Source organism: Lacticaseibacillus hegangensis, assembly GCF_003946465.1.
GTDB classification, from domain to species: Bacteria; Bacillota; Bacilli; order Lactobacillales; family Lactobacillaceae; genus Lacticaseibacillus; species Lacticaseibacillus hegangensis.
The window spans coordinates 22,739-45,014 of sequence record NZ_RHOL01000019.1 but is presented as its reverse complement, the minus strand read 5'-3'; the positions used below and the strand labels follow the sequence as shown (position 1 = coordinate 45,014).

Genomic DNA, 22,276 nt, shown 5'->3' with positions numbered 1-22,276 from the left:
GCCTTTTTTGACACTCACTTTTTCGCGTCGGCTTCACACTTTGTTCAAAACTGCCCGTTATACTTTGAGTCAAAAGGTGGTGACAAGCATGCGGTTCATGGAGCGCGTAACCAGTGCCATTCGATATCGTAAACGCATTTACTTCGGCGAATTGCTGCTTGCCGCCCTGTTTTGCCTCACTAGTCTGGCGTTATGGTCGCTTCGCCACGCTAATGCCAATATGCGCCAAGGCTTTCTCAACCGCCTGGAAATGCTGACGACCAATGGTCAGACGACTTCCAGCCGAGTCGTGCAAGCGGTCAAGGCCGGCTATGCCTCCCTTGATGGCCGGTATGTGGCCACCTGGTGGCTGGCGGTTGCGATCACCTTGCTGCTGAGTTTAGGGTTCGGCTGGTGGTCCGCACACAACCGGCGGGCAGAGTCGGAAACCTACCTGATCTTAGGCAAAAGTCCGTTTGACGTCGCTGCCCAATACGTGGTGGAAAGCCTATTGGTGTTTGTCGGGGCCTTCCTGTTCGTCGGGTTGGTCACATTCTTGCTGAGCGACTCGCTCAATCACCTGCTGATGACGCAAAGCCGCAACGCGCTGACCGCCGAGTTCAGCAGCACGGTGTCCAGCAGCACGGCGACCCAAAGCCTCAAGGCACTGTTTGAACACAAACTGACTGAGTTTACCGGCCCCGGACTCTTCTTTCCTGGCCCGCCGCCGAATGCCCCACAGCCGTCGCACCAACTTTATGGCTTTGTCCCGACCCTGCTGACCGGGTGTGGCACGATTATTTTAGGGCAAGGCACTGCCGCGCTTGCCGAATTGAGTTTACTCAGGCGGCAGCTGCTGCACACCGCGTCTTCAACCGATCAAGTCAATTCTTAAGGAGCCTTGTCTATGACGCTTTTCCATCCCCAAATGGCACAAAGTTTCCGCGATCATGTTCAGACCCTCTTCGCGCCGGGAACCACCAGTTTTGTCTTTGTTTCCGCTGACTCGCTGAGTCAGACGTTCGCCGCCTACACCCAGGCTTTTGTCAGCGGCGGCTGCACCAAAGCGCTGGCCCTGGTCGATGAAACCGACACCGGCATCGTGCCCTATCTGTCGGTCCGCGCCAACCTGCTCATCAACAGTCGCGGCCAGGCCCTGAACCAGCTGCCCGAAGCACTGCGCCAAGACACTCTGTTCTTAGATCAGCCCGCAAGCCAGCTGACCCCAGCGGAAAGTCTTTATGTCCAATTCTTCCGCGGCCTCATGGGCAAGCGACCCGTCATTTTGGCCAAGGGGTTGCCCGCCGCAATGGTGCCGACCGAGACGCGTGCCTTCCTGAGCTTCGCCAACCAGGCGCTGGCAGGCACTCACTCGCGGTTTGTGATTCTCACAGCCGATCAAAGCTTGATCGACGCCCATCCAGACCACAGCTTCACACGCGCCCCCAGCTTGGCAGCCGCGTCAGATGGCACCAAAAAACACGCCTAAAAATCAGGCGTGTTTTTTATTGTCTCAGTACCGGTTATTGTCCTCACCTGGTGCGGTGTCCTTCAGGCTGTCCAGCGTCTTCATGTCTTCAGCACTGAGCGTAAAGTCCAACTCGGTGTTAGCTTTAATGTGCGCCGGGCTGGTCGCCTTTGGCAGCGGCAGGAGCCCTTTTTGCAGGACGTAGCGGATCGCCACCTGAGCCACCCCGGTGCCGTAATGCGCCGCCACGGTTTTGACCGCATCATTGTTGAGCAAGAAGCCAGTTGCCAGCGGTGAAAAGGCCTCGACCAACAGGCCGTTCTCCTTAGCACACTGGACGTTGTCATCTTCGGTAAAACCGATGTAATACTGCAGCTGCAGCGCCATTGGCTTGATCTTGCAGTGCGCGTACAGATCCTCCTGGTCGCGCAGGTTGAAGTTAGAAATCCCAATCGCACGCACTTTTTTACTGGTGTAGAAGGATTCCATCTGGGCCCACACCGTCCGGTTCTGCACCCGGTAGTCGGCCCCAAACTCCTCCCACGGCCACGGGGCGTGGATCAGGTACATGTCGATGTAGCCGAGGTCCAGCCGCGCCATGGACTCCGCAAAGGCTTGTTGTGCTGCCTCCGCCGTCTTCGCACCTGCCGGAAGCTTCGAGGTCACGAAAATCTGATCGCGAGGGATCCCAGAATCGCGGATCGCCTTGCCCACGCTTTCCTCGTTGCCGTAGCCATGGGCCGTATCAATGTGACGATAACCCTGGCGCAACGCCTCAGTCACCGCCTGATAAGCCTTGTCTCCATTAGGAATCTGCCAGGTCCCAAAGCCGACCTGCGGGATCTTGACCCCATTTGGCAGGGTGTATGAATCTGTTAATACTGACATTCTTTCACCTCATTTTTTAATCTGAACATTAAAATTATAGCACTCACTGCGAATCAAATTGCTTGCCAAAATAGAACGTTTGTTCGTATAATGAACCTCGAGGTGATTGGCGATGAGTGAACCGTCTATTTATGCAAACGAGCCGCACCGGGTCGTTTTTTTAATCGATAATAAATCCTTCTACGCTTCCGTTGAGGCGGTCGCCCGCGGCTGGGACCCGCTGAAGGTCGCCTTAGTCGTCATGTCTGAGCAGGAAAATACCAACGGCGGCCTGATTCTGGCCACCTCGCCGATCGCGAAAAAGGAGTACGGCTTGCAGGCAAACGTCAGCCGTCAGCGCGACCTGCCTGACGACCCCAACCTGATGGTGGTCCCGCCGCGCATGAACCTCTACATCCAGCGCAATCTGCAGATCAACGACATCTTCCGGCGCTTTGTCGCGGACTCTGATCTATGGCCGTATTCGATCGACGAATCGGTGCTGGACCTCACGCACTCCTGGCGGCTTTTCGGCAAGACCCCGCGCGAGGTGGCCAAGCGCATCCAGAAGGCGGTGTACCATGCGCTGGGCCTTTACACCACCGTCGGCATTGGCGAAAATCCGGTCCAGGCCAAGATTGCCTTGGATGTGTACGCCAAACATCAGCCGGATCTCATTGGCGAGATCTCCTACGCCACGGTACCGGAAAAGCTGTGGTCGATCGACGACATGACTGCCGTGTGGAGCATCGCCGACCGCACCGCCGCGCATCTTAGGCGGCTGGGCATTACCACGATTTACGAGCTGGCGCACGCTAACCCTTACCTACTGGAACAGGAAATGGGTATCATCGGCCAGCAGCTGTTTGCCCTGGCCTGGGGCATCGATCGCACCACCATCGCCAAGCGCGTGGTGACTAGAGCACCAAGCATCGGCAACTCACAAGTGCTGCCACGCGACTACGCGATTCAAAGCGAAATCGAGCTGGTGATCAAGGAAATCGGTGAGCAGGTGGCCGCCCGGCTCCGCCATCATCACAAGAAGGCCGGCAGCATCAGCCTCGGCATTGGCTTTTCCTATGCGGCCGCAGAGGCTTCGGGCAAAAGCGGCTTCAGCCACGCGCTGCGCATTTTTCCCACCAATCGCAACGACGAGCTGAACGAAGCCCTGATCATGCTGTTTCGCCGCTATTGGCACGGCGAGGTGATCCGCAACATCGCCGTGTACACCGGCCGGCTGGGTCCAGACACCGGCGAGCAGCTCAGTCTTTTGCAACCGGTGGCCGAGCAGGTCCGCACGACCGATTTGGCCCGCACCGTGGACACGCTGCGCACGAAATTTGGCTTTACAGCAGTGGTCTACGCCAAAAGTAAACTGCGCGGCGGCACCGCGATTCAGCGGGCCAGCCTGGTCGGCGGCCACAACGGCGGCAACAGCTATGAATGAGGGCCCAAAATCGGCGCCAGACATAATAAAGCAACATCCAAGTACACAAGGGCCTCTGCACCGCGATTCTAAGAACGAATCGTGGCCCAGAGGTCCTTGTGTTTTGGGCTAAAACCGCTTTATAGCTCAGCCGCGTTTTCAGTTAAAGTGAGAAATGGTAATCCCGGTCATCCGCCAGGCGCATGACTTCCTCAACGTCCAGCCCGTACTGCTCGCTGACCTGATGCAGCAGGTAGTCGCGCAGCTCGTCGTGAAAGAATCCTTCAAGGGCGTGGTCGAAGGCGGAAAACCAGCTGCCCCCGTGGTGATGTGCGATGACGGTCTCATTTTGCAGCTGGCGCAAGATTTGACGGCCGGTCAAGTTGATTTTGATTGTCAGCTCACGCTTGACCCCGTTATCCAGCACATGCAGCGTCGCCTGATGAAAATGGGCAAACCAGAGGCCCACCAGCAGGATTGCTGAAAGCAGCGGGACACCAATCAGTCCCAGAACAAGCAGCGGCGGTACCAGCCCCAAGGCAATCGGGGCGCTGACCCCGGCAAAAGCAACCGAAATCAGTAGAATCATTGCCACCAGCAAAAGCGCCGGCAGTACCGCGATCAGTGCGAATAAAATACCACAAAACAGCTTCACAATCCGGCTCATTCAGAAAAGCCCCCCAACGACAATAATCGTCTCAGACAACGCAGGTCACTCCCATAACCCACGTTTGTACTTGCAAATTAGAATATACCTCATTAAATTCACTTGCAAGTTTAATCTGACGATTTTGCGCTACTCCACTGAGATCAGGGTCACATCGGTCACCCCGCGCGACTTTTTCAAGGCGGCGAGCAGACTGTCAACCGTGCCGGTCAGGTTACTGATATCGAAAGAAATCACGACGCTGGCCCAGTCGTGAATCGGAATGTTCTGGTTGATCGTAATAATCGACGCATCGGCGTTAGACAGCGTCGTCAAGACCTCAGACAGGATCCCGCGATCATGGTGAAGCATCAGCGAAATCACGGCCTTGCGCTGAGCCAGGCCGGCGTCAGGCAGGAACACATAATCCTTGTACTTGTAATAGGTCCCCCGGGAGATGCCCACCTGCTTGACCGCTTCTGAAACCTGGCGGACCTGACCGTTTTCAATCATCGTCCGGGCCGCGATGACCTTCTCAACCACGTCAGGCAAAATTGAACTATCGACGATATAGTATTTTTCCACAGTAAATCCTCGATTCCCTATCAAATAGCCCTATTGTATCACGTGTGGTGAACAGTTGCGCACAGAAAGTCCGGCCTAAACGACGAAAACACCCAAGCCAACTGAAGTGCGCTTGGGTGTCTGCTTATTTCGTATGCGTAATGGGCGCCTGCTTCGGCGCAGTCTCCTGGTCCGGGAAAGCGACGGTGAGAGTCGTCCCCTCACCCTGCTTGGACTGCACATCGATCGTGCCGCCGTGCAGCGTGACCAGTTGGTGCACGATGGCGAGCCCCAACCCGGATTCGCCGTACTTCGTGTTCTTCCGGGATGGGTCGGCCTTGTAGTAACGTTCCCAGATGTTCTTAACCTGGTCTTCAGTCATCCCGATCCCGCTATCGGCAACGCTCAACTCAGTTTGATGGTACCCAGTTTTGGCCGTGACCGTGATCGTCCCGTTTTGAGTGAACTGAATCGCATTTTGGATGATGTTGACCATCACCTGAACAAACCGGTCGCGGTCCGCGTACACCTGAACGTCCGGACTGGCCTTGAGCACGAGTTTATCCTTGGCGTCAGCCGCCTTCTGCTGAAGCTGGACCTTAATCTCGCCCAGTGCCTCAGTCGCATTAAACGTCTGTTTCTTCAGTAAAATCTGGTTGGTCCGGATCTTCTCGTAGTCCAGATTTTCGTTGACCAGGCGAATCAACCGGTTGGTTTCATTGCGCATCAGCTGGATGGACTCACCCTTACTTTCCTCAGGAATCGCATCGTAGGCCAGCCCTTCCAGCAGGCCGTTGATAGTCGTCAGCGGTGTGCGCATTTCGTGCGCGGCATCGGCCATAAACTGGCGGCGGCGCTCCTCTTGGCGGTGAATCTCTGCCTGACTGTCTCGCAGCGAGCCGACCATGTCTTGAAAGTCATCGGCCAGACCGGCAACCTCATCATGAGTGCGACTGTTGATTTTGACATCGACATCGTAATTGCCTTCCGCGACTTGATGCGTGACCTGCCGCAACCGGTTGATCCGGTTGACCTGATACCGCGCCAACACATAGCTGAGGACAATGGCGACCAAAAGCGACAGCAAAAAGGCGATGAACAAATTGTACTCAGTCCGCCTAAGCGAGCTTTGAATGTTGTCGACCGGCGCGAAGGCCGCGATGACAAACAGCAGCTTGCCGGACAAAAAGACTGGCTTGTAGTAAATCGTCATGCTTTGCTGCTTGCCGTTGCGCGGGTTCGTCGTGAGCTCCGGCAGCGCCACCGCATCCCCATTTTCCAGCTGTTTCCAGTACTTGCTGGCGATGGCCGTGCCTTGTTCCTCTGCTGCTTGCGGGTAACGCACGGTATTGGTGGCATCATAAATCATGAAATGGACATTCTGCTTCTTCAGAATTTCCTCGGAGTGCGCAATGAATTCCGTGTTGATCAGGTAGGTGTTTGGATCCACCGCGTGATCCTTGAGCACGTCGGTGTATTCCTCCAGCTGGTCAAAGCTGTTCTGCCACACCGTGCTTGAGGTCGAGCGAATGAACATCACCGAAATGATCGCCATTGCCACGATCAGGACGCCGAAAAATGCCAGCATCTGTTGATAGAGCAGTTTCACTGGTCCAACCCGGAATCGTCAAACTTATACCCGACTCCCCAGACCGTCTGGATGATTTGCGGCCCGGCCTTTTCGATTTTCTGGCGCAGCTTTTTGATGTGCGCATCCACGGTCCGCTCGTCACCGTAATACTCATAGTCCCAAACCAGCTGCAGCAGCTGCTCACGGGAAAAGACTTGCTTCGGGTTCGCCGCCAAGGTGTGGAGCAGGTCAAATTCCTTGGGGGTCAGGCCTTCGATCTCCTTGCCGTCCAGGAAGGCCTCACGGGTTTTCGTGCTCAGCTTGAAGTGATCTGTGACCACATCAAAATCGTCTTCGCTTTGCTGCTCTGCCGCGGCCGGCTCGACGGTCTCGGCCCGGCGATGCAGCGCCTTGATGCGCGCCACTAGGGTGATCGGGGAAAACGGCTTAGTCACGTAGTCATCCGCACCCAGCTCAAGGCCGAGCACCTGGTCACTTTCGGAGTCGCGCGCCGTCAGCATGATCAGCGGCACGGTTTTGGACAGCTTCCGAATCTCCTGGGCCACCTCCATACCGTCCATTTTCGGCAGGTTTAAGTCCAGCGTAATGATGTCGAAGGAGTCCGGCGCCGCCTTAAACATGGCCAGACCGGACTCGCCATCGTAGGCATTTTCGACCTCCCACTGTTCCTTTTTGAAAAACATATCCATCATCTGGGCAACACTTTCATTATCTTCGATCATCAAGATTTTCATTTGACAGCCTCTTCTAATTAATCGTTCACTATCACATTATAATTCCAGCGTAGCACGCTGCACAGTTCTTTGACAAAGGTTTTAACAGCGTGATAGGATGTAGTTTGCAAGTTATGGGGACGTAATGGTCTCGACATTGGTCGTTTCGCCAGTGGTGCACTCCGGAGGCTCGGCTCCGTCATCAACGGAACACAGTTTTTAACTGCAAACAATAATGAATCATCTTACGCTCTGGCTGCCTAACAACAGTCTTTAGCGTGATCCTCCCGGTGTCGCACTAGCGCCGGCTCTGGGTCTCAATCAATAGTGCTACGGGTCGCCTTCCCACCTGAAGGCGCGGCCAAGAGATAATCAGGTTAGCATTGTGCCGTTAGCCCTGCGCGTCGGCGCTCGCGCAATGCGAAATCCCAAGTAGGCGCACTATGAGTGTAGAGCTGTTGGTAGGAAGGCTGATGGACAGGGGTTCGATTCCCCTCGTCTCCATTGTTAGTGAGTATTGGTTTGTATTAAACGCCATAAATACCGTGAGAACGGGTTTATGGCGTTTTTGTTTGAGTCAGAATTGCATTGTTTAGAATTCCAGGTGCACATTCAGTACACAGACAGTATCTCGCACGGGTACGAAATACCCGCTATTAAATTATGAAGATTTTATGATAGCAACGACTAGTTTCTGAACAAAAACCTGCCGAGTCGATGGCCGGAAACTGTCAAACCCAAGCTAATTCTCCAGCTTCGTATTTTAGCCACTATTTGGGAGTGGACTCGCCGCCCTTAGCCGGGTCACCAAAATACTTTTCAATCTGGGCGGCCATCTTGGCCCTTTCGGCGGCTGTCACGTCGTCAACCCCCGCCGGCTTTTGATCATAAATCGGGTCTTCAACTGGCCAACTACCATCCGCCTGAGCTTGTGCAACAATTGCCCGACCGCCTTCACCCAGGCGGTCATAGGCGCTGGCTGCACTGATGCCGCCATCTTCCGCATACGCCTGAATCGTTAGCTTTTCAGTTCGATAGGCTCGCGAGATCGTCGACTGCGAAACACCGAGCAGCTTGGCGACCTCAGCCTGCGACTTGCCGGCTTCGTCGATCAGTTGGAGCATCTTGCGCGTTTGCTCTGGTGTGAGTGCCGGCTTGCGGCCCTCACGATAGTCGGGGTTGTGCGCCTTAGCAAAATCCTTGCCCGCCTGGGTGCGCTCAACAATGCCGGTGTTTTCCATCTCCACGACTGCCGCCAAAATTCTAACAGTCAGCCGCCCAACGATTGTGTCGTCGATCACACCTAAATTGAGAACGTTGAGGGCAACGCCTTTTTCCCGCAACGTCTTAATCAGATTCAGTGCCTCGCTCGGGCTGGCAGTCAGCCGACTCAGTCTCGTCACCGTGATTGTGTCACCCTGCCGCACCTGATTCAGCAATGAATTGAGGCGGTGCCGATTCACGCGCTTGTTGGTGTATTTTTCTTTGAAAACCTGATCAACGCCATATTTTTTAAGCCGCGCAACCTGCTGACCAACTGTCTGAGCTGCTGATGTGACCCGTGCGTAACCATAATTCATGCCTGCGACCTCCTGCCATAAGAATGACTTTTGCATATAAGTTATGAATAATCAGAAATATTCTACTGCCTTGGTGTCAGTTAGTCAATCACGACTAGTTGACCGTAAAAAAAACGCACCGGCAAGCTCGCCGATAAGCAGATTCGCTTATCACCCGAACTAACGGTGCGCTTTCACTTGCTGACTCACGACTTCTTTGGATACTGCAACCGGGCCAACACTGCGAGCGCCAGCAGCAAGGCCAGGGCCGCGGCAGTCGCGATGGCAGTGTCCCGGCTGAAAAACATCACCACGAAGACAAAGGCCAAAAAGGCCAGGACATACCAATCACCAAGCGGGAACAGCGGCGCCGAGAACAGCCCGCGTTCGGGGTGACGTTTCTTATACCACAAATGGGCGATGATGATCATCATCCAAACAAACAGGAAACAGACTGTGGCAACGCTCGTGACAAGGGTGAACACAGAGGCCGGCAGCACGGCGTTCAGTGCTACTGCGATGGCGATGACCCCACTACTGACCAGCAAACTGCGCACCGGGACCTGGCGCCTTGACAGTTTGGCCAGTGCATGCAGCCGCGGCCGGGTAATGCTGAGTTCAAACAACAAACGCCCGGCACTGTATATCGCCGCCATGCAGGCCGAACCGGCGGCAGTCAGCACCACGAAGTTGACAAGGCTGGCCGCGGCGGGAATGTGCAGACTATTGAACACTTGCACAAACGGGCTGCCGTTTGCCGCGACCTTTGACCACGGAAATATACTCATTAGGACAATCAAGGCACCAACGTACAACACAATGACCAACACTGGCAGCGAATTGAGCACCCGCGGCAGCGTACGCTTCGGATCATGGGTCTCGGCGGCCGTTAGCCCCACCTGCTCGATGCTGGTAAAGGAGAAAGCCACCATTTGAAAGGACAGCATGAAGCCCCACAGCCCCTTGGGAAAAAGGCCACCGTGGCCGGTCAAGTTGGCAAGGCTTGCGGCGCCTGCAGTGGTGGGCGCGTGGCCAAAAATCATGAATGCGCCAATGCCGATCAAGGCGCCAATCGCGACGACTTTGATCATCGAAAACCAAAACTCGAACTCGCCAAATGATCCCACCGCGCTCAGGTTGACTGCCAACAGCAGCACCAGTGCAACCAACGCCGGCAGCCACTGCGGTAAGCTTGGCCACCAGAAACGAATGTAAACCCCAATCGCCGTAACCTGCGCCATCGCGATCGCGACCCAGCAAAACCAATACGTCCAGCCGGTCACAAAAGCGGCTCGTGGCCCCAGGTGATGTCGAATGAGATCGAGAAACGACCGGTCGCCGGAATCGGCCAGCAGCAGCTCTCCCAGCGCGCGAAGCAGGAAAAAACACATCACGCCAGCCAGCAGGTAGGCAAAAATCAGCGCCGGGCCGGCGACGTGAATAGATTGGCCCGCCCCCAGGAAAAGGCCGGTGCCGATTGTACCGCCGATGGCCATCAGCTGGATGTGCCGGGCGGAGAGGTTGCGGGCAAGTTCATCTTGAGTGTTATGGTCAGCCATGCAATGATCCTTTCTGTTCGTGCCGGTCGTGCCAGACCCGGCCAAAGGTGACGAGCATCACCCAGGCCGCGGCAAGCAGCGCCGGAATCGCGGTCGTTTTAGACATAAGCATGATAATAGCAACTGCGATAAAGAACAGCAAGACCAAATAATCGCCTACCGGATAAAACGGCGCCACATACCCCTGCGCGTGCGGATTTTGCCGGCGATAACGGATGTGCGCCAGGATGATCATCCCCCACACGAACAGGAAACTGGTCGTTGCGACACTTGAAATCAGCGTGAACACGGCACTGGGGAGGAAAATGTTGAGCAGCACTGCGATGGCGATCAAAGCCGCCGAGCCCAGGATCGCATTGGCCGGCACCTGCCGCCGGGACAACCGTCCAAACGGCTTTAGGACTCGGTTTTTGGTGCCAATGGTCAGCGAGAACAGCATCCGCCCGGTGGTGAAGAGGCTGGAGTTGCAGGCCGACGCCGCGGCCGTGAGGACCACGAAGTTAATGATGTCAGCGGCGGCCCTGATGCCCACATTACTGAACACCTGAACGAAGGGGCTCGAGTCCGGTGACACCGCAGACCACGGATAGATACACATGATCACCGCCAGCGCGCCCAGATAAAATAGGATCACCCGCACCGGCAGCTCATTGATGGCCTCAGGAATCACCTTTTTCGGGTTGGCCGTCTCCCCAGCGGTCATGCCGACCATTTCGATGCCCGCAAAACTAAACGTCACCATCTGAAACGACGCTAGAAATCCGCGCACGCCTTTGGGGAAAAAGCCCCCGTAATTGACCAAGTTGGACACGGCGGCGTGCCCGCTGGCAGTCGGATAATGGGTCGCGATCATCCAACAGCCGATAATAATCAGCCCGATGATGGCCCCCACTTTGATCAGGGCAAACCAAAACTCGGTTTCACCGAATACGCCAACCGAAATCAGGTTCATCAGCAACAAGATCACCAGCGTGATGAGCCCCGGCAGCCACTGCGGCAAGCTTGGGAACCAGAACCGAATGTACAGCCCAATCGCCGTGACTTCTGCCATCGCGATCGCCAGCCAGCAGATCCAGTAAGTCCACCCCACAACAAACCCCGCGCGCGCGCCAAGGTAACGCTTGATGAAGTCGACGAACGAATGCTGCGACAGATCGGACATCAATAGCTCGCCCATCGCACGCATCATCAGGAAGCACACGAGCCCGGCAATCAGATACGCCAAAAGGATCGAAGGCCCGGCGACGTGAATCGACTGGCCCGCTCCAAGAAACAGGCCCGTCCCGATGGTGCCGCCGATGGCGATCAGCTGAACGTGGCGCCCTTTTAAACTGCGTGATAGCTCTTGTTCTGGTTTGGCTTGCATGAACTTCCCTCCGACATAGTAATTCCATTGTAATAGCCGATTTACCGCCATTCAAAGCCAAGCATGCCGGTTTCACGCAAAAGCCGCGGCCTCAACGCGATGAGACCGCGGCTGTATTCATTTTCTTAATTATTTGATGAAATTATCTCACTCATCAATGATGACCCGCGCGGGATCCATTCTTTTATCCAAAAATGCCTTGAGGACTGCCGGGGACTGCGTCAAACGCAACTTGGCAATCGTCACACTGCCGACCATTGGCGCCACCTCGGTCAACCCCGTCGGCAGCACCGTGAGATGCAGCGCCGTCAGCGAATTCAGCCCGCGGACCGCCCCGATTCGCGTGATCAGGGAATCGGCGGTCACGCCATTGCGCCAAAAGCCGAACAGTCCCAACATCCCGGTGATGAAGAAGCCGCTGATGTAGTCGGCTGGCGTGCGACTGGTCAGCACCGTGAAAATCCCGATCATCACCGCGGCCGCCCAGTAAAACCACTGGAAAAAGCGGTTGGGCCGGGCCGTGAACACCAGCTGCGTCCGCACGTAGACCAGCACCGCAGCTGCGATCACAAACACCGCGAGATAGACATAACTAAAAATCGTCATTGGGCTCCCCCATTCAAAAAACGGCCACAGGGGCCGCTTTTGCCTACTTGCCGAGGCGCACCACGTCGCGGGCAATCATCAGCTCTTCGTTGGTTGGCACCAACAGCACCTTAACCTTGGAATCGTCACTGGAAATCAGGCGTTCCTTAGCCATGACGTTGTTGCGCTCGTCGTCGATCTTGGCGCCAAAGACAGCAAGCCCATCGATGATCCGCTTGCGCATCACAATGTCGCCTTCGCCCATGCCCGCGGTGAAGACCAGGGCATCAACACCGCCCATTTCGGCGATGTAACCGGCGACGTACTTGATGATTCGGTTGGCAAAGATGTCGATGGCCAGTTGCGAAGCCGGGCGGGTATCGCGGGTCTTTTCAAGCTCACGCATGTCCGGGGACAGGCCTGACAACGCGTAGATTCCGGACTCCTTGTTCAAGATATCGATCATCTTTTCGGGATCGGTGATGTTGAGCTTTTGCATCAGAAACGCCACCAGTGAGGCGTCGATGTCGCCGCTGCGGGTACTCATGGTCACCCCGGCCAGTGGCGTGAAGCCCATCGAGGTATCAAAAGACTTGCCGTCTTTTTCCGCCGTGATCGAAACGCCAGAGCCCAGGTGCATGGTGACCATTCGCAGGTCTTCTAGCGGCTTACCCAAGAGTTCAGCAGCGCGGTGGGACACGTAGCGGTGACTGGTGCCGTGCGCGCCATACTTGCGGGCACCGAATTTTTCGTAGTATTCCGGCTTGATGGAGTACAGGTAATTCATCTTTGGCATCGTCGTGTGGAAAGAGGTATCAAACACGCCAACTTCCGGCACGCCAGGCAGCAGCTTCATGAAGGCGCGCACCCCTTCGGCTTCCGCTGGATTATGGAGCGGCGCATACTCGGACAAGGCTTCAACTTCCTTCAAGGACTTCTCGTCGAGCTTCTCCGACTCCTTGAAGCGTTCGCCCCCAGCAACAATGCGGTGGCCAACACCCTGGATCTCCTGGTAGTCGCTGATGATTTTCAGGTCCAGCAGCGCCTTGAGCAGCATATCCACGGCCATGTCCGCGGTGGGAATGTCCTGGTTGACCACGTACTTCTGGCCGTCGCCGTACTTGACCTTAAATTCGGAATTCGGCAGCCCCATGCGATCAACCATACCCTCGGCGATGACTTTTTCTTCAGGCATGTTGAACAGTTTCCACTTCAGAGTTGAGCTACCGGCATTAATGGCTAAAATTTTTGGCATTTGAACATCTCTCCTACGCTAGATTTTGAGCGGCCCAGCTGTGCACTGAGTCGATGAATTTACTGAATGCATCCCGATCGGTAAGCTCAGGGAACGACCCGATCAGCACTTGCTTGGCCTGCTTGGTCCCTGCCCCTGGCTTTTGCAGGATCAACAGCGACTTTTGCGCCGAGGCCTTGGCAAACAGCGACTGCGGCAAGTTGAGCAAGCCCTGAAAGTGGGCGCTGGCCGTCAGCCAGGCCGTCAAGCCTTCTGCCTCACTCGACTGGAACACCGTGCTCGGTACGAAAAATAGCCCGAGGCCGCCAGCTTTCAGCGCCCGCAGGCTCTGCTCGATCAACAGGTGGTGCGCATACGAGTGCCCGCTTTTGGCCGCAGTGGCAAATTGCTTAGCTCGCTCATCAAGCGGGTAAAAGCCCACTGGCAGGTCGGACACGACAAGCGCCGCATCGTGGGTCGCAAGCGGCCCCAGTGCGTCCTCGTGCAGCAGCTCAACATCTTGGTGTTGCATCTGGCTGCTCATTCCCGCAAACGCCAGCAGCGTCTCGTCGTTATCGACACCCACGCCTTTGACCTTAACATTCAGGGCTGTTTTCAGCTGATTCATCACTGCAAACAGCAAGTTTCCTGTGCCCACCGCCAAATCGGCAACGGTGAGCGCCTCAGGAACCGGCTGCAGGAAGACACTGGCAATAAAGGTTGCCAGCTCGGCCATCGCATCCGGCGTCACTTGCTTATTCGGTTCGATAGCATCGATTTGAATGGCTTTGACCAGGACCAGCTGCAACGCCTGCCGGCATTCCTCGGCGGTAAAAGTGGTCAGATCCAGAGGATCAAAAATGGCGGTCAGCTTGCTGACGGTCCCCTGATCCGGCACGCCGTCTTGAACGGTGATCGTGCCGGCAAGCAGGTCCTCACCCGCCTCTGTTGCCGCCTCAAGGTAACTAGTCTTGACCTGCTTATGCAGCAGGCTGGTTGCTTGATCCAGTGCCTGATACAGTGTTTCCATGTGCTCGTTGGCCACGCTGTTGCCCCCTTATAATCGTACAAAACCATTCTACCGATGCAGGGGGGCTTATTCAAGCTGATAATGTTCAGGGCTGCACAACTTCACCCCCGGATTCCGGGGATTGGGTCCGCTTCCATTTTTCGTATGCTGCAGTGAACGCTTGCTCTTCGAGCTGCAGCTGCCGGGTATAGGTGACTCGCCAGCTGGCAAACTGCCGCAACGCGGCAGTGCTGACAAGCGTCACCAAAAGCAGCAGCATGATAGCACTCAGTAGTGCACTAGCGCGTCGTTTTATCATTGAGCACTCCTGTCAGGCGGGCGCCGCTGAGCATAAACAACTCATAACGCACGCTGCCCGGACCAATGTCAGTCAACCGAATCTTGGCCACCCCATAAATCAGCGGTGTGGTGCCGGGGCCACTCTCGGTCCCTGACCCTTGAAGGTAGGATCCAGAAGCGGTGCGCCGAACCTCTAGTTTGAGGTGCTGATATTGAACGCCACCGGTCACGGAAGTTGGGTCGCGGTCCGGCACGTTATAGTATAAAGAAGTCGGCATGACAGTTTTGAATTCAGCCCTTTTGGCCATGTACGGGGTGAGCGTGTTCGCCATTTGCAGCATGGCCACCTCTTGATTTAGATTGGGCAGCTGACGCACCGCACCCAGTACCGGCCGCCAGATCAGCAGCAAGCCACTCATCAGCGCCAAGGCCACCAGCACCTCAGCGAGCGTCATCGCTGAATGGAAACCAGAATTTTTGTCCATCCGTTTGCCGCACCTCCACCCCATCGGCCTTGATTGCGACCGCGTAGGTCTCTTTTCCAAACCACACCGTCGTTTCACCAGTACCGGGATGGGCCGCCAGCGCGGTGCGAGCGGCATAGCGAACCGCCACTGCCTGCCGCACTGGCATCACCTGCACCTGATACTGATGGGCCAGCAGGGTCAACCAGCTCACCAAAATGGCGGTGACGATCAGCGCGCCCAGGTGCTCCGCCAACACACTCGCCTTTCTCATTCGTTCTTGCGTACCATCACCCCCCACTGCATCATGACCACCAGCCTCACATACTTGCCATTGCCTCGGCGAAATACGATGGTGCCACTGTCGACGGCCCCACTCGCAAAAAATTTGTACTGCACCTTGGAAGTCTTGAGTCCGCTGGCTGTTAACACCCCAATGGGGGACAGCGACAGCGAATCTGGCAGCGCAATGAAATAATCACCTGCACCGAGTGCGCCTTGCTCCTGAAACCTCACGCGCTGAGTCGTAATGGTCATCCATCCTTGCCCGTCGCCCTGTCTGACGTGCTGGCGGAGTTGGTCCCACCCGTCGACGACCTGAGCCAAAAACTGCTCCTCGCGCTCGCGGATCACCAGGCCGCGACCGACCACCATCACGCCGGCACTCATCATGATGAAAATGCTTAGTGCCAGCAGCACCTCAACCATTGTAAATGCGCGTCTCATTTGAGCTTAAATCCTGGTGGCGAGTCCGCCGAGTAATTGGCCACGTCTCCCAGCTGACTGCTTTGAGCCCTAGTAATGATTCCGGCCTGCACCAAAGCTTCAACACTCCGAAACTCGGTTTTGTCGCTGTCAGGCTGCTCGTACGCAATCGTGATTTGCGCGTTGACGGTTTTGACCATTGCCCGGCTTTGACGCACCTTCGCCTGTTCAACCTGTCCTTGGATCGTGACCACTAACGTCAACGTCAGCACAATAATCAGCGCCAATGCTGCCAGCACCTCGATCAAGGTAAACGCCTTGCGTTTCTTCATGGCAATCCTCCTAAATTGTCGTAAAGCGGTAGCAATAATTCTCGATACATCATGACGATTTGCAGTCCGATCAAAATAAACATCACCGGTTGCACCATCGCCAGCCAGCGCTCAATGCGCTCTTCAAATCGCGCCAACAGCTGCTGGGCAAACAGCGCCATCCCCGCCTCCACGAGAGCTTGCGGCTGACCCATCAGCAGCAGTTCCCGCGCCGGGGGAAAAATCAGGCGATGATTCAGTGCTGACTCGATCGACTCCCCTGCAGTCAAGCGGGCTTGCACCATCAAGCCTACCGGGACCAAGGGATTGGCCGCGTCCTCACTAAGCGCCTCAAAGTAACTGACCAACGGCAGACCGGCCCCTAGATACTGCGCCAGACCGCTGACAAATTGATACTGATAGTATTCGATTGCCAGCACTCGAATGACCGGCACGCGCTGAAACAGGCCGGCTCGCCCGACCGGGGTCAGCCGGCGAAGGGCAACGAACCCACCGCCCAACAGCATGGCCAGCACACCGCCGCCAATCAGCTCCGTACGGACGAAGCTCGCGTGAGTGCCGCCCAGCATTGGCAAAACCCCCACCAACAACACTGTCTGGATGACTCCCAGCAGGCCCAGTAAAAGCACCGGATACACCATGAGCTGTCTGAGTTTGTGGCGGCTAGTCGTCTGCACGCGCACCAGTGCCACAGCATCGTGAAGCGCGCTTGCCAGGTGGCCGTGGTGCTCCGCCAACCTTAACTGCGCGATAATCTGAGGGTGAAAGTGAAGCTCGGCTAAGCTTTCGCCCAGACCGTTGCCTGCCGTGAGCCGCTCGTCCAGCAGCCGCCACAATCCGGCTTGCTCCTTGAAGGTCAATGTGATCAATGTCAGGGCCTGGCGCAGTGAAAACCCAGCGGACAATCCCTGACTGAGTTGTTCACAAACGGCCAGTTGAGTGGCCAAGGCTAACCGCCGCTTAGTCATTTGCTCCCTCCTCGTGCACCAGCACCGAAACCACCGGGTGGACCACTGGGTCGCTTTCCAGGTGCACATCCGCGCTCATGCGCAGCGCCGCCTGCACCAGCGGCCTGGCCACCCCAAGCGCAGTCAACCGCAGCGGCACCTGCGCCGCCTGCTTCGCGTGCACCGTCGTCAGCACCACATGCCCGGAAATTGCGGCCTCACACGCCGCCTGCGCCGTTTCAAAATCCCGGATCTCGCCGATCACCAGCACATCGGGCCGCTTCCGCAGCGCTGCCTTCAGTAAACTGGCGTAGCTCATTCCCGCCTCGGGATTCACCTGCAGCTGCAAAAACGCCGGGGCGGCGATTTCCACCGGGTCCTCGATCGTCATCACCATGCGCGCCTGCCCCAGCGCCGTCGCCACCTGATACAGGAGCGTCGTCTTGCCGCTGCCGGTCGGGCCACACAACGCAAGCATCCGCTGCCGATTCAACCGATCGACCAAGTCTTCGACAATCGGGGCGGTCCATTCGTCTAGGCCTGGTACGCCGTAGATCAGCCGTGCGACGAGTGCCTCCTGATTCGTGTAGTCGCCCACTGTACTGAGTCGCAGCGTGATGCCAAGCTGCGCCAACGGCAGCGCCCCGAGCTGCGGTCTTCTGGTTTCGGCAACGTTCATCCCGGCGTCATACTTCAACGCCCTGATCCAGCTGGCCCCTTCCCCAAGCGTCCGAACCGTAGCCTCGCCCCAGCCGGTTGCCGTTCGGATCAGCACAGTCACGCCAGTGGGTTTGGGCAGAAAATAAACATCACTGGCCAGTGCGGCGCGCGCCTTTTCAAATATCTCAAGCAGTCCAGCCTCCATCTTTCTCACCTCGCCAAAAGATTTCGCTAGGGACACAAAAACACCCCTCAGAAGTTGAGGGGTGCAAGAATCGCATTTGACTCAAATGACCTTAGTTGGCGGGATCTTCATCGGGCCACTTGGCCGAGGTGTAGACGTTTTGCACGTCGTCGTTATCTTCCAGCGCATCAATCATGTTCTGGAAGGTCTCAAGCTTGTCCTCTGGAATCGGCACCGTGTTTTCCGGAACCATCGTCAGCTCGGAAGTCGTGAAATGGAAGCCTTGGGACTCAAGCGCATCGCGCACAGCGGCGAAATCTTTAGGGTCGGTGTAAATCTCAAACTCATCGTCTGAGGTCTGCAGATCTTCTGCCCCGGCTTCAAGTACGGCCTCGAGCATTTGATCCTCATCAACATCCAGCCCTTCGCGATCAATCACAAAGTAGCCTTTACGATTAAACATGTAGGAAACTGCACCAGCGCCAGCCATGGTGCCACCGTGACGCGTGATCGCCACGCGCACATCGGAGCTGGTGCGGTTCTTGTTATCGGTCAGTGCTTCGACTAAAACGCCGATACCGGCTGGACCGTAGCCTTCGTATTGGACTTCATCGTATTGAGTGGTGTCGCCACCTTCAGCTTTATCTAACGCGCGCTTGATATTGTCCTTGGGCATGTTGGCCGCCCGGGCTTTATCCATGACCAACCGCAGCGACGGGTTGTTGTCTGGGTCAGAACCACCTTGCTTTGCTGCCATGAAAAGCTCACGGGAGATTTTTTGAAAAATTTTACCGCGCTTGGCATCCTGAGCGTTCTTACGGCCCTGGATGTTGTGCCACTTGGAATGTCCTGACATCTTAAACCCTCTTTTCGAAAAAATTAGTATGGACATAAACGCTATTGAGTATAGCAAAAAAACAGGGGCTGTTCAACGCGCCCTGGCGGCCTTCTTGTGCTTCTGCCGCCGACCGGCAACCAGCAACGCAACCAAAATGCCCAAAAACGCCCCGGCCGTGTCGAGCATCACATCCTGAAACAGCGGCGTGCGGTCGGCAGTCAGCATCTGGTGGAACTCATCAAAGGCCGCGACCCCAGTACTGCTGAGCAGCGCCAGCACCAGCCGCAGCCACCGCGGCTTGACCCAGTCTCGCAGCCCCAAAAAAGCGGCCAGCCCAAATAGAAAAAAGCTCCCGAAATGTGCCAGCTTACGCAGGAAAAACTCAACCAGCCCCGACAGTCCCATCGCCTGAATGGAAACGTGCTGCGCCGCCCAGAAAAAATCGATTTGATTCACAAACGCCCAGCCTGAACGCGCCGGCAGCAGCGCATTCAGCTCAGGCACAAGACTTTGGGCGTGATACGGCATGCTGGAGCTGATGAACAAACCGATTATCACGACTAGGTCGAGCCACAGCCAGTTGTATTTTTTGAACATCGACATGCCTCCGCTACCCTCAGTTTATCACATCAAAACCCGGCTTGAGACCAGCGCTCGCAGCGTCAAGCAGAAACATCATTGGCGCCGCATTTTTTCTATCTAAAGCAGACACATTTCGCTATAATAAGCGCAGGCATGATGTCATTAAACTTTGGGATGGGGCAATAATATGAAAATCAATCTGACAAATCCGGCCACGCGGCAGATCAAGCAAGTTAAGATCGGCTTTTCGTGGACAGTGTTCTTCTTTGGTCTGTTCGTTCCGCTAATTCGAGGCGACTGGAAATGGTTCTTCATTCTTCTCGCCATCACGATCATCTTGGGCGTGCCGACGCTCGGCTTTGGTGGGGCACTGGTCGGCCTTGTGTTCTCGTTCATCTACAATCGCTTGTACATCAACGACCTGCTGAGCCATGGCTACGGCCCAGCAGATGATTACTCCGAAACTGCTCTGCAAAGCCACAACTTCATTGGCTAGCAAAGCATGAATGGGCAAGAAAAGGGCCTTCACCATCAACTTGCGCGTTGTTATGCGCAGGCCGATGATGGGGACCCTTTTTTGTTGATTATTCGACGGTCACCGACTTGGCCAGATTGCGCGGCCGATCAACGTCATAACCGCGATCCAGGCTGGTAAAGTAGGCCAGCAGTTGCCCGGGAATGATGGTCAGAAGCGGTGTCAGCAGCGGATCGAGGTCATCAACGATCACCTGATCGCCCGGCTCAGCCAAGCTGGCGGAAGCAATCCGCAGTACCTTGGCGCCGCGCGCTTCAACCTCCTCGGCGTTGCTGCGCGTGCGGGCCGCCGTCACCGGATCGGTGATGAAGGCGACGACCGGCGTGTCTTGCTCGATCAGCGCGATCGTGCCGTGTTTCAGCTCCCCTGCCGCAAATCCCTCAGCCTGCACGTAAGAGATTTCCTTCAGTTTCAGCGCCGCTTCCAGGCTCACAAAGTAATCGGTGCCACGCCCAATGAAAAAAGCGTTACGCGTTTTACCGAACATGTCTGTGGCTAGCAGATGGAGCTGCTCCTGCTGGTCGATGAGCGCCTGCTGGCCGGTCGCGGCCAGGCTGAGCTGGTGGGCGACGTCGAACGCGGCCGCTGCTGGGACCTGTTTCACCATGCCCAACGCCTTGGCCAGCAGCGCCTCGACGGCCACTTGCGCCGTGTACGCCTTGGTCGAAGCAACGGCGATTTCCGGCCCAGCGGCCAATTCAACGGCATAGTCTGCCTCACGCGCCAGAGTTGAGGTGATCACATTGGTCAAGGTCAATGACGGGTAGCCTGCCTGCTTGACATTCACCAGCACCTGCCGAATATCCGCGGTCTCGCCGCTTTGCGTGAGAAAAATGAACATCGGTTTGGCTGACAGCAGCGGCTGGTGATAGCCAAACTCAGAGGCAAGGTAAGCCTCCGTTGGCACCTTGGCGAGCTGCTCAAACAGGCTTTGCCCCACCAGCCCGGCATGATAGCTGGTGCCGGCCGCGACAATGTAAAGCCGATCTGCTGAGGCCAACGCCTCGAGCATCGCCTGATCGAACTGTGGGGCGCCGGCTTGGTCGACGTACCGGCTAATCAAGCGCCGCATCACGGCCGGCTGCTCGGAAACTTCCTTGAGCATGTAAAACGGGAAAGTACCTTTCTCCGCGTCAGCCGCGTCGATGCTGACGGTGATTGGCGCCCGGTCCAGACGCTCGCCAGCCGCATTTTCAACCGCGATGTCATCAGCAGTGAGCGTGACGAGTTCACCATCATTGAGCTCGATGAACTGATCGGTTTCCTGAAGCATCGCCAAGGCATCTGAGGCGACGACATTGAAGCCTTGCCCCTTGCCAACCAGCAGTGGACTCTTGTTCTTGGCCACATACAGGTGATCGGCATCCGTGCGATCTGCGAGGCAGAAGGCATAGGAGCCCTCAAGCAAGCTCAGCGTTTTGGCAAAGGCCGCCTTGGCACTCAGTCCTTCGCGGGCAAAAAAGGCCACCAGCTGGACCACCACCTCGGTGTCCGTCTGACCGGCGAAGGGCACGTCGCTGAGATACTTGGCCCGCAAGGCCGCAGCGTTCGTGATCACGCCATTGTGCACCAGGTAGAACCGCTCATCGTTTGAGACGTGCGGGTGCGCATTTTCAATCGTCGGCTTGCCGTTTGTCGCCCAACGCGTATGGCCAATGCCCATGGTCCCCTGCACCTCGGGCCCGACGGCGGCCACCAGTTGGCTGATCCGCCCCACCCGCTTGACGAGGTGATCGTGGCCTTGACCGTCGTTCACGTAGAGACCGGCCGAGTCATACCCGCGGTACTCCAGCTTTTCCAATCCCTTGAGCAAGACCTCCGGGGCATTTTCCTTACCAACGACACCGACAATTCCGCACATAATCCCACATCCGTTTCATTTATTGGTATAAACCATTTTCTGAATATTGGTTAAGATGATTTATGTCCAAATATAGTGCTGTGTCTGGATATTGTCAACAAAAATGTCTGGTGGTATAGGACTTATTGATAAAATTGGTATAGTGAACAGCCTCAAAAAAAGGCCCTTGGCTCGTCATCACTGAGCCAAGGGCCTGATTAAAATGTTTTGGCGCTACGATATTTGGAGTTGAAAGGCGGGTTGCCTGGAAACTCCTTTTTATATACCATTTTTATGTCTGAGCACACAAAGAGGACATTACA

The 22,276-nt window shown here is 56.1% G+C and carries 25 protein-coding genes and 1 other RNA gene; 5 read left to right on the top strand and 21 right to left on the bottom strand.

Annotated features, from left to right (window positions below; translation table 11 throughout):
* Positions 1-88 precede the first annotated feature (88 nt).
* Positions 89-874 carry a hypothetical protein gene (locus tag EKM86_RS07320; RefSeq protein ID WP_125756575.1) on the top strand — a complete coding sequence of 262 codons (786 nt, stop codon included), beginning with the start codon at positions 89-91 and terminating at the stop codon, positions 872-874.
* Positions 875-907: 33 nt separating this feature from the next.
* Positions 908-1,468: a branched-chain amino acid ABC transporter ATP-binding protein gene (locus EKM86_RS07315; protein WP_125756573.1), complete on the top strand. Its 561-nt coding sequence runs from the start codon at positions 908-910 to the stop codon at positions 1,466-1,468.
* Between the two features lie 24 nt (positions 1,469-1,492).
* Here EKM86_RS07315 and EKM86_RS07310 read toward each other — a convergent pair whose 3' ends face one another.
* On the bottom strand, positions 1,493-2,335 hold the full coding sequence (locus EKM86_RS07310; RefSeq protein ID WP_125756571.1) for an aldo/keto reductase: 843 nt from the start codon (positions 2,333-2,335) through the stop codon (positions 1,493-1,495).
* A 112-nt stretch (positions 2,336-2,447) separates the two neighbouring features.
* Between EKM86_RS07310 and EKM86_RS07305 the strand changes: the two genes are divergently transcribed.
* Positions 2,448-3,761 carry a Y-family DNA polymerase gene (locus tag EKM86_RS07305; RefSeq protein WP_125756569.1) on the top strand — a complete coding sequence of 438 codons (1,314 nt, stop codon included), beginning with the start codon at positions 2,448-2,450 and terminating at the stop codon, positions 3,759-3,761.
* Between the two features lie 142 nt (positions 3,762-3,903).
* On the opposite strand, the gene EKM86_RS07300 is transcribed toward EKM86_RS07305, so the two are convergent.
* The 4 genes from EKM86_RS07300 to EKM86_RS07285 form a co-directional block, all read right to left on the bottom strand.
* Positions 3,904-4,407, bottom strand: a complete 504-nt coding sequence (locus EKM86_RS07300) for a hypothetical protein (RefSeq protein WP_125756567.1) — start codon at positions 4,405-4,407, stop codon at positions 3,904-3,906.
* A 129-nt stretch (positions 4,408-4,536) separates the two neighbouring features.
* A complete protein-coding gene (locus EKM86_RS07295; protein WP_125756565.1) occupies positions 4,537-4,971 on the bottom strand; it encodes an ACT domain-containing protein in 435 nt (144 codons plus the stop codon).
* Between the two features lie 124 nt (positions 4,972-5,095).
* Positions 5,096-6,559 carry a sensor histidine kinase gene (locus tag EKM86_RS07290; RefSeq protein ID WP_125756563.1) on the bottom strand — a complete coding sequence of 488 codons (1,464 nt, stop codon included), beginning with the start codon at positions 6,557-6,559 and terminating at the stop codon, positions 5,096-5,098.
* The gene (locus EKM86_RS07285; protein ID WP_125756561.1) at positions 6,556-7,275 is read right to left on the bottom strand and encodes a response regulator transcription factor; all 720 of its coding nucleotides are present in this window, start codon (positions 7,273-7,275) and stop codon (positions 6,556-6,558) included. The genes EKM86_RS07290 and EKM86_RS07285 overlap by 4 nt, the downstream gene beginning before the upstream one ends.
* A gap of 115 nt (positions 7,276-7,390) precedes the next feature.
* On the opposite strand from EKM86_RS07285, the gene ssrA reads away from it, so the two are divergent.
* Positions 7,391-7,761, top strand: a transfer-messenger RNA (tmRNA) gene (ssrA, locus tag EKM86_RS07280).
* Between the two features lie 263 nt (positions 7,762-8,024).
* Here ssrA and EKM86_RS07275 read toward each other — a convergent pair.
* The 15 genes from EKM86_RS07275 to EKM86_RS07205 all read right to left on the bottom strand — a co-directional run bounded on the left by EKM86_RS07275 (position 8,025) and on the right by EKM86_RS07205 (position 19,593).
* Positions 8,025-8,834, bottom strand: coding sequence for a recombinase family protein (locus EKM86_RS07275; RefSeq protein WP_164506208.1), 810 nt, complete (start codon positions 8,832-8,834; stop codon positions 8,025-8,027).
* Between the two features lie 185 nt (positions 8,835-9,019).
* Positions 9,020-10,372, bottom strand: a complete 1,353-nt coding sequence (locus EKM86_RS07270) for an amino acid permease (RefSeq protein ID WP_125756556.1) — start codon at positions 10,370-10,372, stop codon at positions 9,020-9,022.
* Positions 10,365-11,738, bottom strand: coding sequence for an amino acid permease (locus EKM86_RS07265; RefSeq protein ID WP_125756554.1), 1,374 nt, complete (start codon positions 11,736-11,738; stop codon positions 10,365-10,367). The genes EKM86_RS07270 and EKM86_RS07265 overlap by 8 nt, the downstream gene beginning before the upstream one ends.
* Before the next feature lie 147 nt (positions 11,739-11,885).
* On the bottom strand, positions 11,886-12,344 hold the full coding sequence (locus tag EKM86_RS07260) for a hypothetical protein (protein ID WP_125756552.1): 459 nt from the start codon (positions 12,342-12,344) through the stop codon (positions 11,886-11,888).
* 43 nt (positions 12,345-12,387) lie between these two features.
* Complete coding sequence (locus EKM86_RS07255; protein ID WP_125756550.1) at positions 12,388-13,578, bottom strand: acetate/propionate family kinase; 1,191 nt, start codon at positions 13,576-13,578, stop codon at positions 12,388-12,390.
* 13 nt (positions 13,579-13,591) lie between these two features.
* Complete coding sequence (locus tag EKM86_RS07250; RefSeq protein ID WP_125756548.1) at positions 13,592-14,602, bottom strand: class I SAM-dependent methyltransferase; 1,011 nt, start codon at positions 14,600-14,602, stop codon at positions 13,592-13,594.
* A 70-nt stretch (positions 14,603-14,672) separates the two neighbouring features.
* Complete coding sequence (locus tag EKM86_RS07245; RefSeq protein WP_125756546.1) at positions 14,673-14,885, bottom strand: hypothetical protein; 213 nt, start codon at positions 14,883-14,885, stop codon at positions 14,673-14,675.
* Complete coding sequence (locus EKM86_RS07240; protein WP_125756544.1) at positions 14,866-15,351, bottom strand: hypothetical protein; 486 nt, start codon at positions 15,349-15,351, stop codon at positions 14,866-14,868. Before EKM86_RS07240 ends, EKM86_RS07245 begins: the two co-directional genes overlap by 20 nt.
* A complete protein-coding gene (locus tag EKM86_RS07235) occupies positions 15,308-15,604 on the bottom strand; it encodes a hypothetical protein (protein ID WP_125756542.1) in 297 nt (98 codons plus the stop codon). The genes EKM86_RS07240 and EKM86_RS07235 overlap by 44 nt, the downstream gene beginning before the upstream one ends.
* Positions 15,601-16,056 carry a type II secretion system protein gene (locus EKM86_RS07230; protein ID WP_125756540.1) on the bottom strand — a complete coding sequence of 152 codons (456 nt, stop codon included), beginning with the start codon at positions 16,054-16,056 and terminating at the stop codon, positions 15,601-15,603. The genes EKM86_RS07235 and EKM86_RS07230 overlap by 4 nt, the downstream gene beginning before the upstream one ends.
* Positions 16,053-16,367, bottom strand: coding sequence for a prepilin-type N-terminal cleavage/methylation domain-containing protein (locus EKM86_RS07225; RefSeq protein ID WP_125756537.1), 315 nt, complete (start codon positions 16,365-16,367; stop codon positions 16,053-16,055). Before EKM86_RS07225 ends, EKM86_RS07230 begins: the two co-directional genes overlap by 4 nt.
* On the bottom strand, positions 16,364-17,335 hold the full coding sequence (locus EKM86_RS07220) for a type II secretion system F family protein (protein WP_164506207.1): 972 nt from the start codon (positions 17,333-17,335) through the stop codon (positions 16,364-16,366). The genes EKM86_RS07225 and EKM86_RS07220 overlap by 4 nt, the downstream gene beginning before the upstream one ends.
* A complete protein-coding gene (locus EKM86_RS07215) occupies positions 17,328-18,179 on the bottom strand; it encodes an ATPase, T2SS/T4P/T4SS family (protein WP_125756591.1) in 852 nt (283 codons plus the stop codon). Before EKM86_RS07215 ends, EKM86_RS07220 begins: the two co-directional genes overlap by 8 nt.
* A 91-nt stretch (positions 18,180-18,270) precedes the next feature.
* Positions 18,271-19,014 carry a YebC/PmpR family DNA-binding transcriptional regulator gene (locus EKM86_RS07210; RefSeq protein WP_125756533.1) on the bottom strand — a complete coding sequence of 248 codons (744 nt, stop codon included), beginning with the start codon at positions 19,012-19,014 and terminating at the stop codon, positions 18,271-18,273.
* 72 nt (positions 19,015-19,086) lie between these two features.
* Positions 19,087-19,593, bottom strand: a complete 507-nt coding sequence (locus EKM86_RS07205) for a VanZ family protein (RefSeq protein WP_225419377.1) — start codon at positions 19,591-19,593, stop codon at positions 19,087-19,089.
* Positions 19,594-19,765: 172 nt separating this feature from the next.
* Here EKM86_RS07205 and EKM86_RS07200 point away from each other — a divergent pair, with 172 nt between their 5' ends.
* A complete protein-coding gene (locus EKM86_RS07200; protein WP_125756529.1) occupies positions 19,766-20,074 on the top strand; it encodes a DUF2628 domain-containing protein in 309 nt (102 codons plus the stop codon).
* A gap of 88 nt (positions 20,075-20,162) precedes the next feature.
* On the opposite strand, the gene glmS is transcribed toward EKM86_RS07200, so the two are convergent.
* Entirely contained in the window at positions 20,163-21,974 is a 1,812-nt protein-coding gene (gene glmS / locus EKM86_RS07195) for a glutamine--fructose-6-phosphate transaminase (isomerizing) (protein ID WP_125756526.1), read from the bottom strand.
* Positions 21,975-22,276: the final 302 nt, after the last annotated feature.

Coding starts and splice junctions, on each gene's coding strand:
- EKM86_RS07255 (WP_125756550.1), bottom strand. CDS start 13,578: ATGCCAAAAATTTTAGCCATTAATGCCGGTAGCTCAACTCTGAAGTGG.
- EKM86_RS07220 (WP_164506207.1), bottom strand. CDS start 17,335: ATGACTAAGCGGCGGTTAGCCTTGGCCACTCAACTGGCCGTTTGTGAA.
- EKM86_RS07320 (WP_125756575.1), top strand. CDS start 89: ATGCGGTTCATGGAGCGCGTAACCAGTGCCATTCGATATCGTAAACGC.
- EKM86_RS07225 (WP_125756537.1), bottom strand. CDS start 16,367: ATGAAGAAACGCAAGGCGTTTACCTTGATCGAGGTGCTGGCAGCATTG.
- EKM86_RS07240 (WP_125756544.1), bottom strand. CDS start 15,351: ATGGACAAAAATTCTGGTTTCCATTCAGCGATGACGCTCGCTGAGGTG.
- EKM86_RS07285 (WP_125756561.1), bottom strand. CDS start 7,275: ATGAAAATCTTGATGATCGAAGATAATGAAAGTGTTGCCCAGATGATG.
- EKM86_RS07215 (WP_125756591.1), bottom strand. CDS start 18,179: ATGGAGGCTGGACTGCTTGAGATATTTGAAAAGGCGCGCGCCGCACTG.
- EKM86_RS07275 (WP_164506208.1), bottom strand. CDS start 8,834: ATGAATTATGGTTACGCACGGGTCACATCAGCAGCTCAGACAGTTGGT.
- EKM86_RS07310 (WP_125756571.1), bottom strand. CDS start 2,335: ATGTCAGTATTAACAGATTCATACACCCTGCCAAATGGGGTCAAGATC.
- EKM86_RS07315 (WP_125756573.1), top strand. CDS start 908: ATGGCACAAAGTTTCCGCGATCATGTTCAGACCCTCTTCGCGCCGGGA.
- EKM86_RS07245 (WP_125756546.1), bottom strand. CDS start 14,885: ATGATAAAACGACGCGCTAGTGCACTACTGAGTGCTATCATGCTGCTG.
- EKM86_RS07270 (WP_125756556.1), bottom strand. CDS start 10,372: ATGGCTGACCATAACACTCAAGATGAACTTGCCCGCAACCTCTCCGCC.
- EKM86_RS07200 (WP_125756529.1), top strand. CDS start 19,766: ATGAAAATCAATCTGACAAATCCGGCCACGCGGCAGATCAAGCAAGTT.
- glmS (WP_125756526.1), bottom strand. CDS start 21,974: ATGTGCGGAATTGTCGGTGTCGTTGGTAAGGAAAATGCCCCGGAGGTC.
- EKM86_RS07265 (WP_125756554.1), bottom strand. CDS start 11,738: ATGCAAGCCAAACCAGAACAAGAGCTATCACGCAGTTTAAAAGGGCGC.
- EKM86_RS07235 (WP_125756542.1), bottom strand. CDS start 15,604: ATGAGAAAGGCGAGTGTGTTGGCGGAGCACCTGGGCGCGCTGATCGTC.
- EKM86_RS07305 (WP_125756569.1), top strand. CDS start 2,448: ATGAGTGAACCGTCTATTTATGCAAACGAGCCGCACCGGGTCGTTTTT.
- EKM86_RS07205 (WP_225419377.1), bottom strand. CDS start 19,593: ATGTTCAAAAAATACAACTGGCTGTGGCTCGACCTAGTCGTGATAATC.
- EKM86_RS07230 (WP_125756540.1), bottom strand. CDS start 16,056: ATGAGACGCGCATTTACAATGGTTGAGGTGCTGCTGGCACTAAGCATT.
- EKM86_RS07260 (WP_125756552.1), bottom strand. CDS start 12,344: ATGACGATTTTTAGTTATGTCTATCTCGCGGTGTTTGTGATCGCAGCT.
- EKM86_RS07210 (WP_125756533.1), bottom strand. CDS start 19,014: ATGTCAGGACATTCCAAGTGGCACAACATCCAGGGCCGTAAGAACGCT.
- EKM86_RS07300 (WP_125756567.1), bottom strand. CDS start 4,407: ATGAGCCGGATTGTGAAGCTGTTTTGTGGTATTTTATTCGCACTGATC.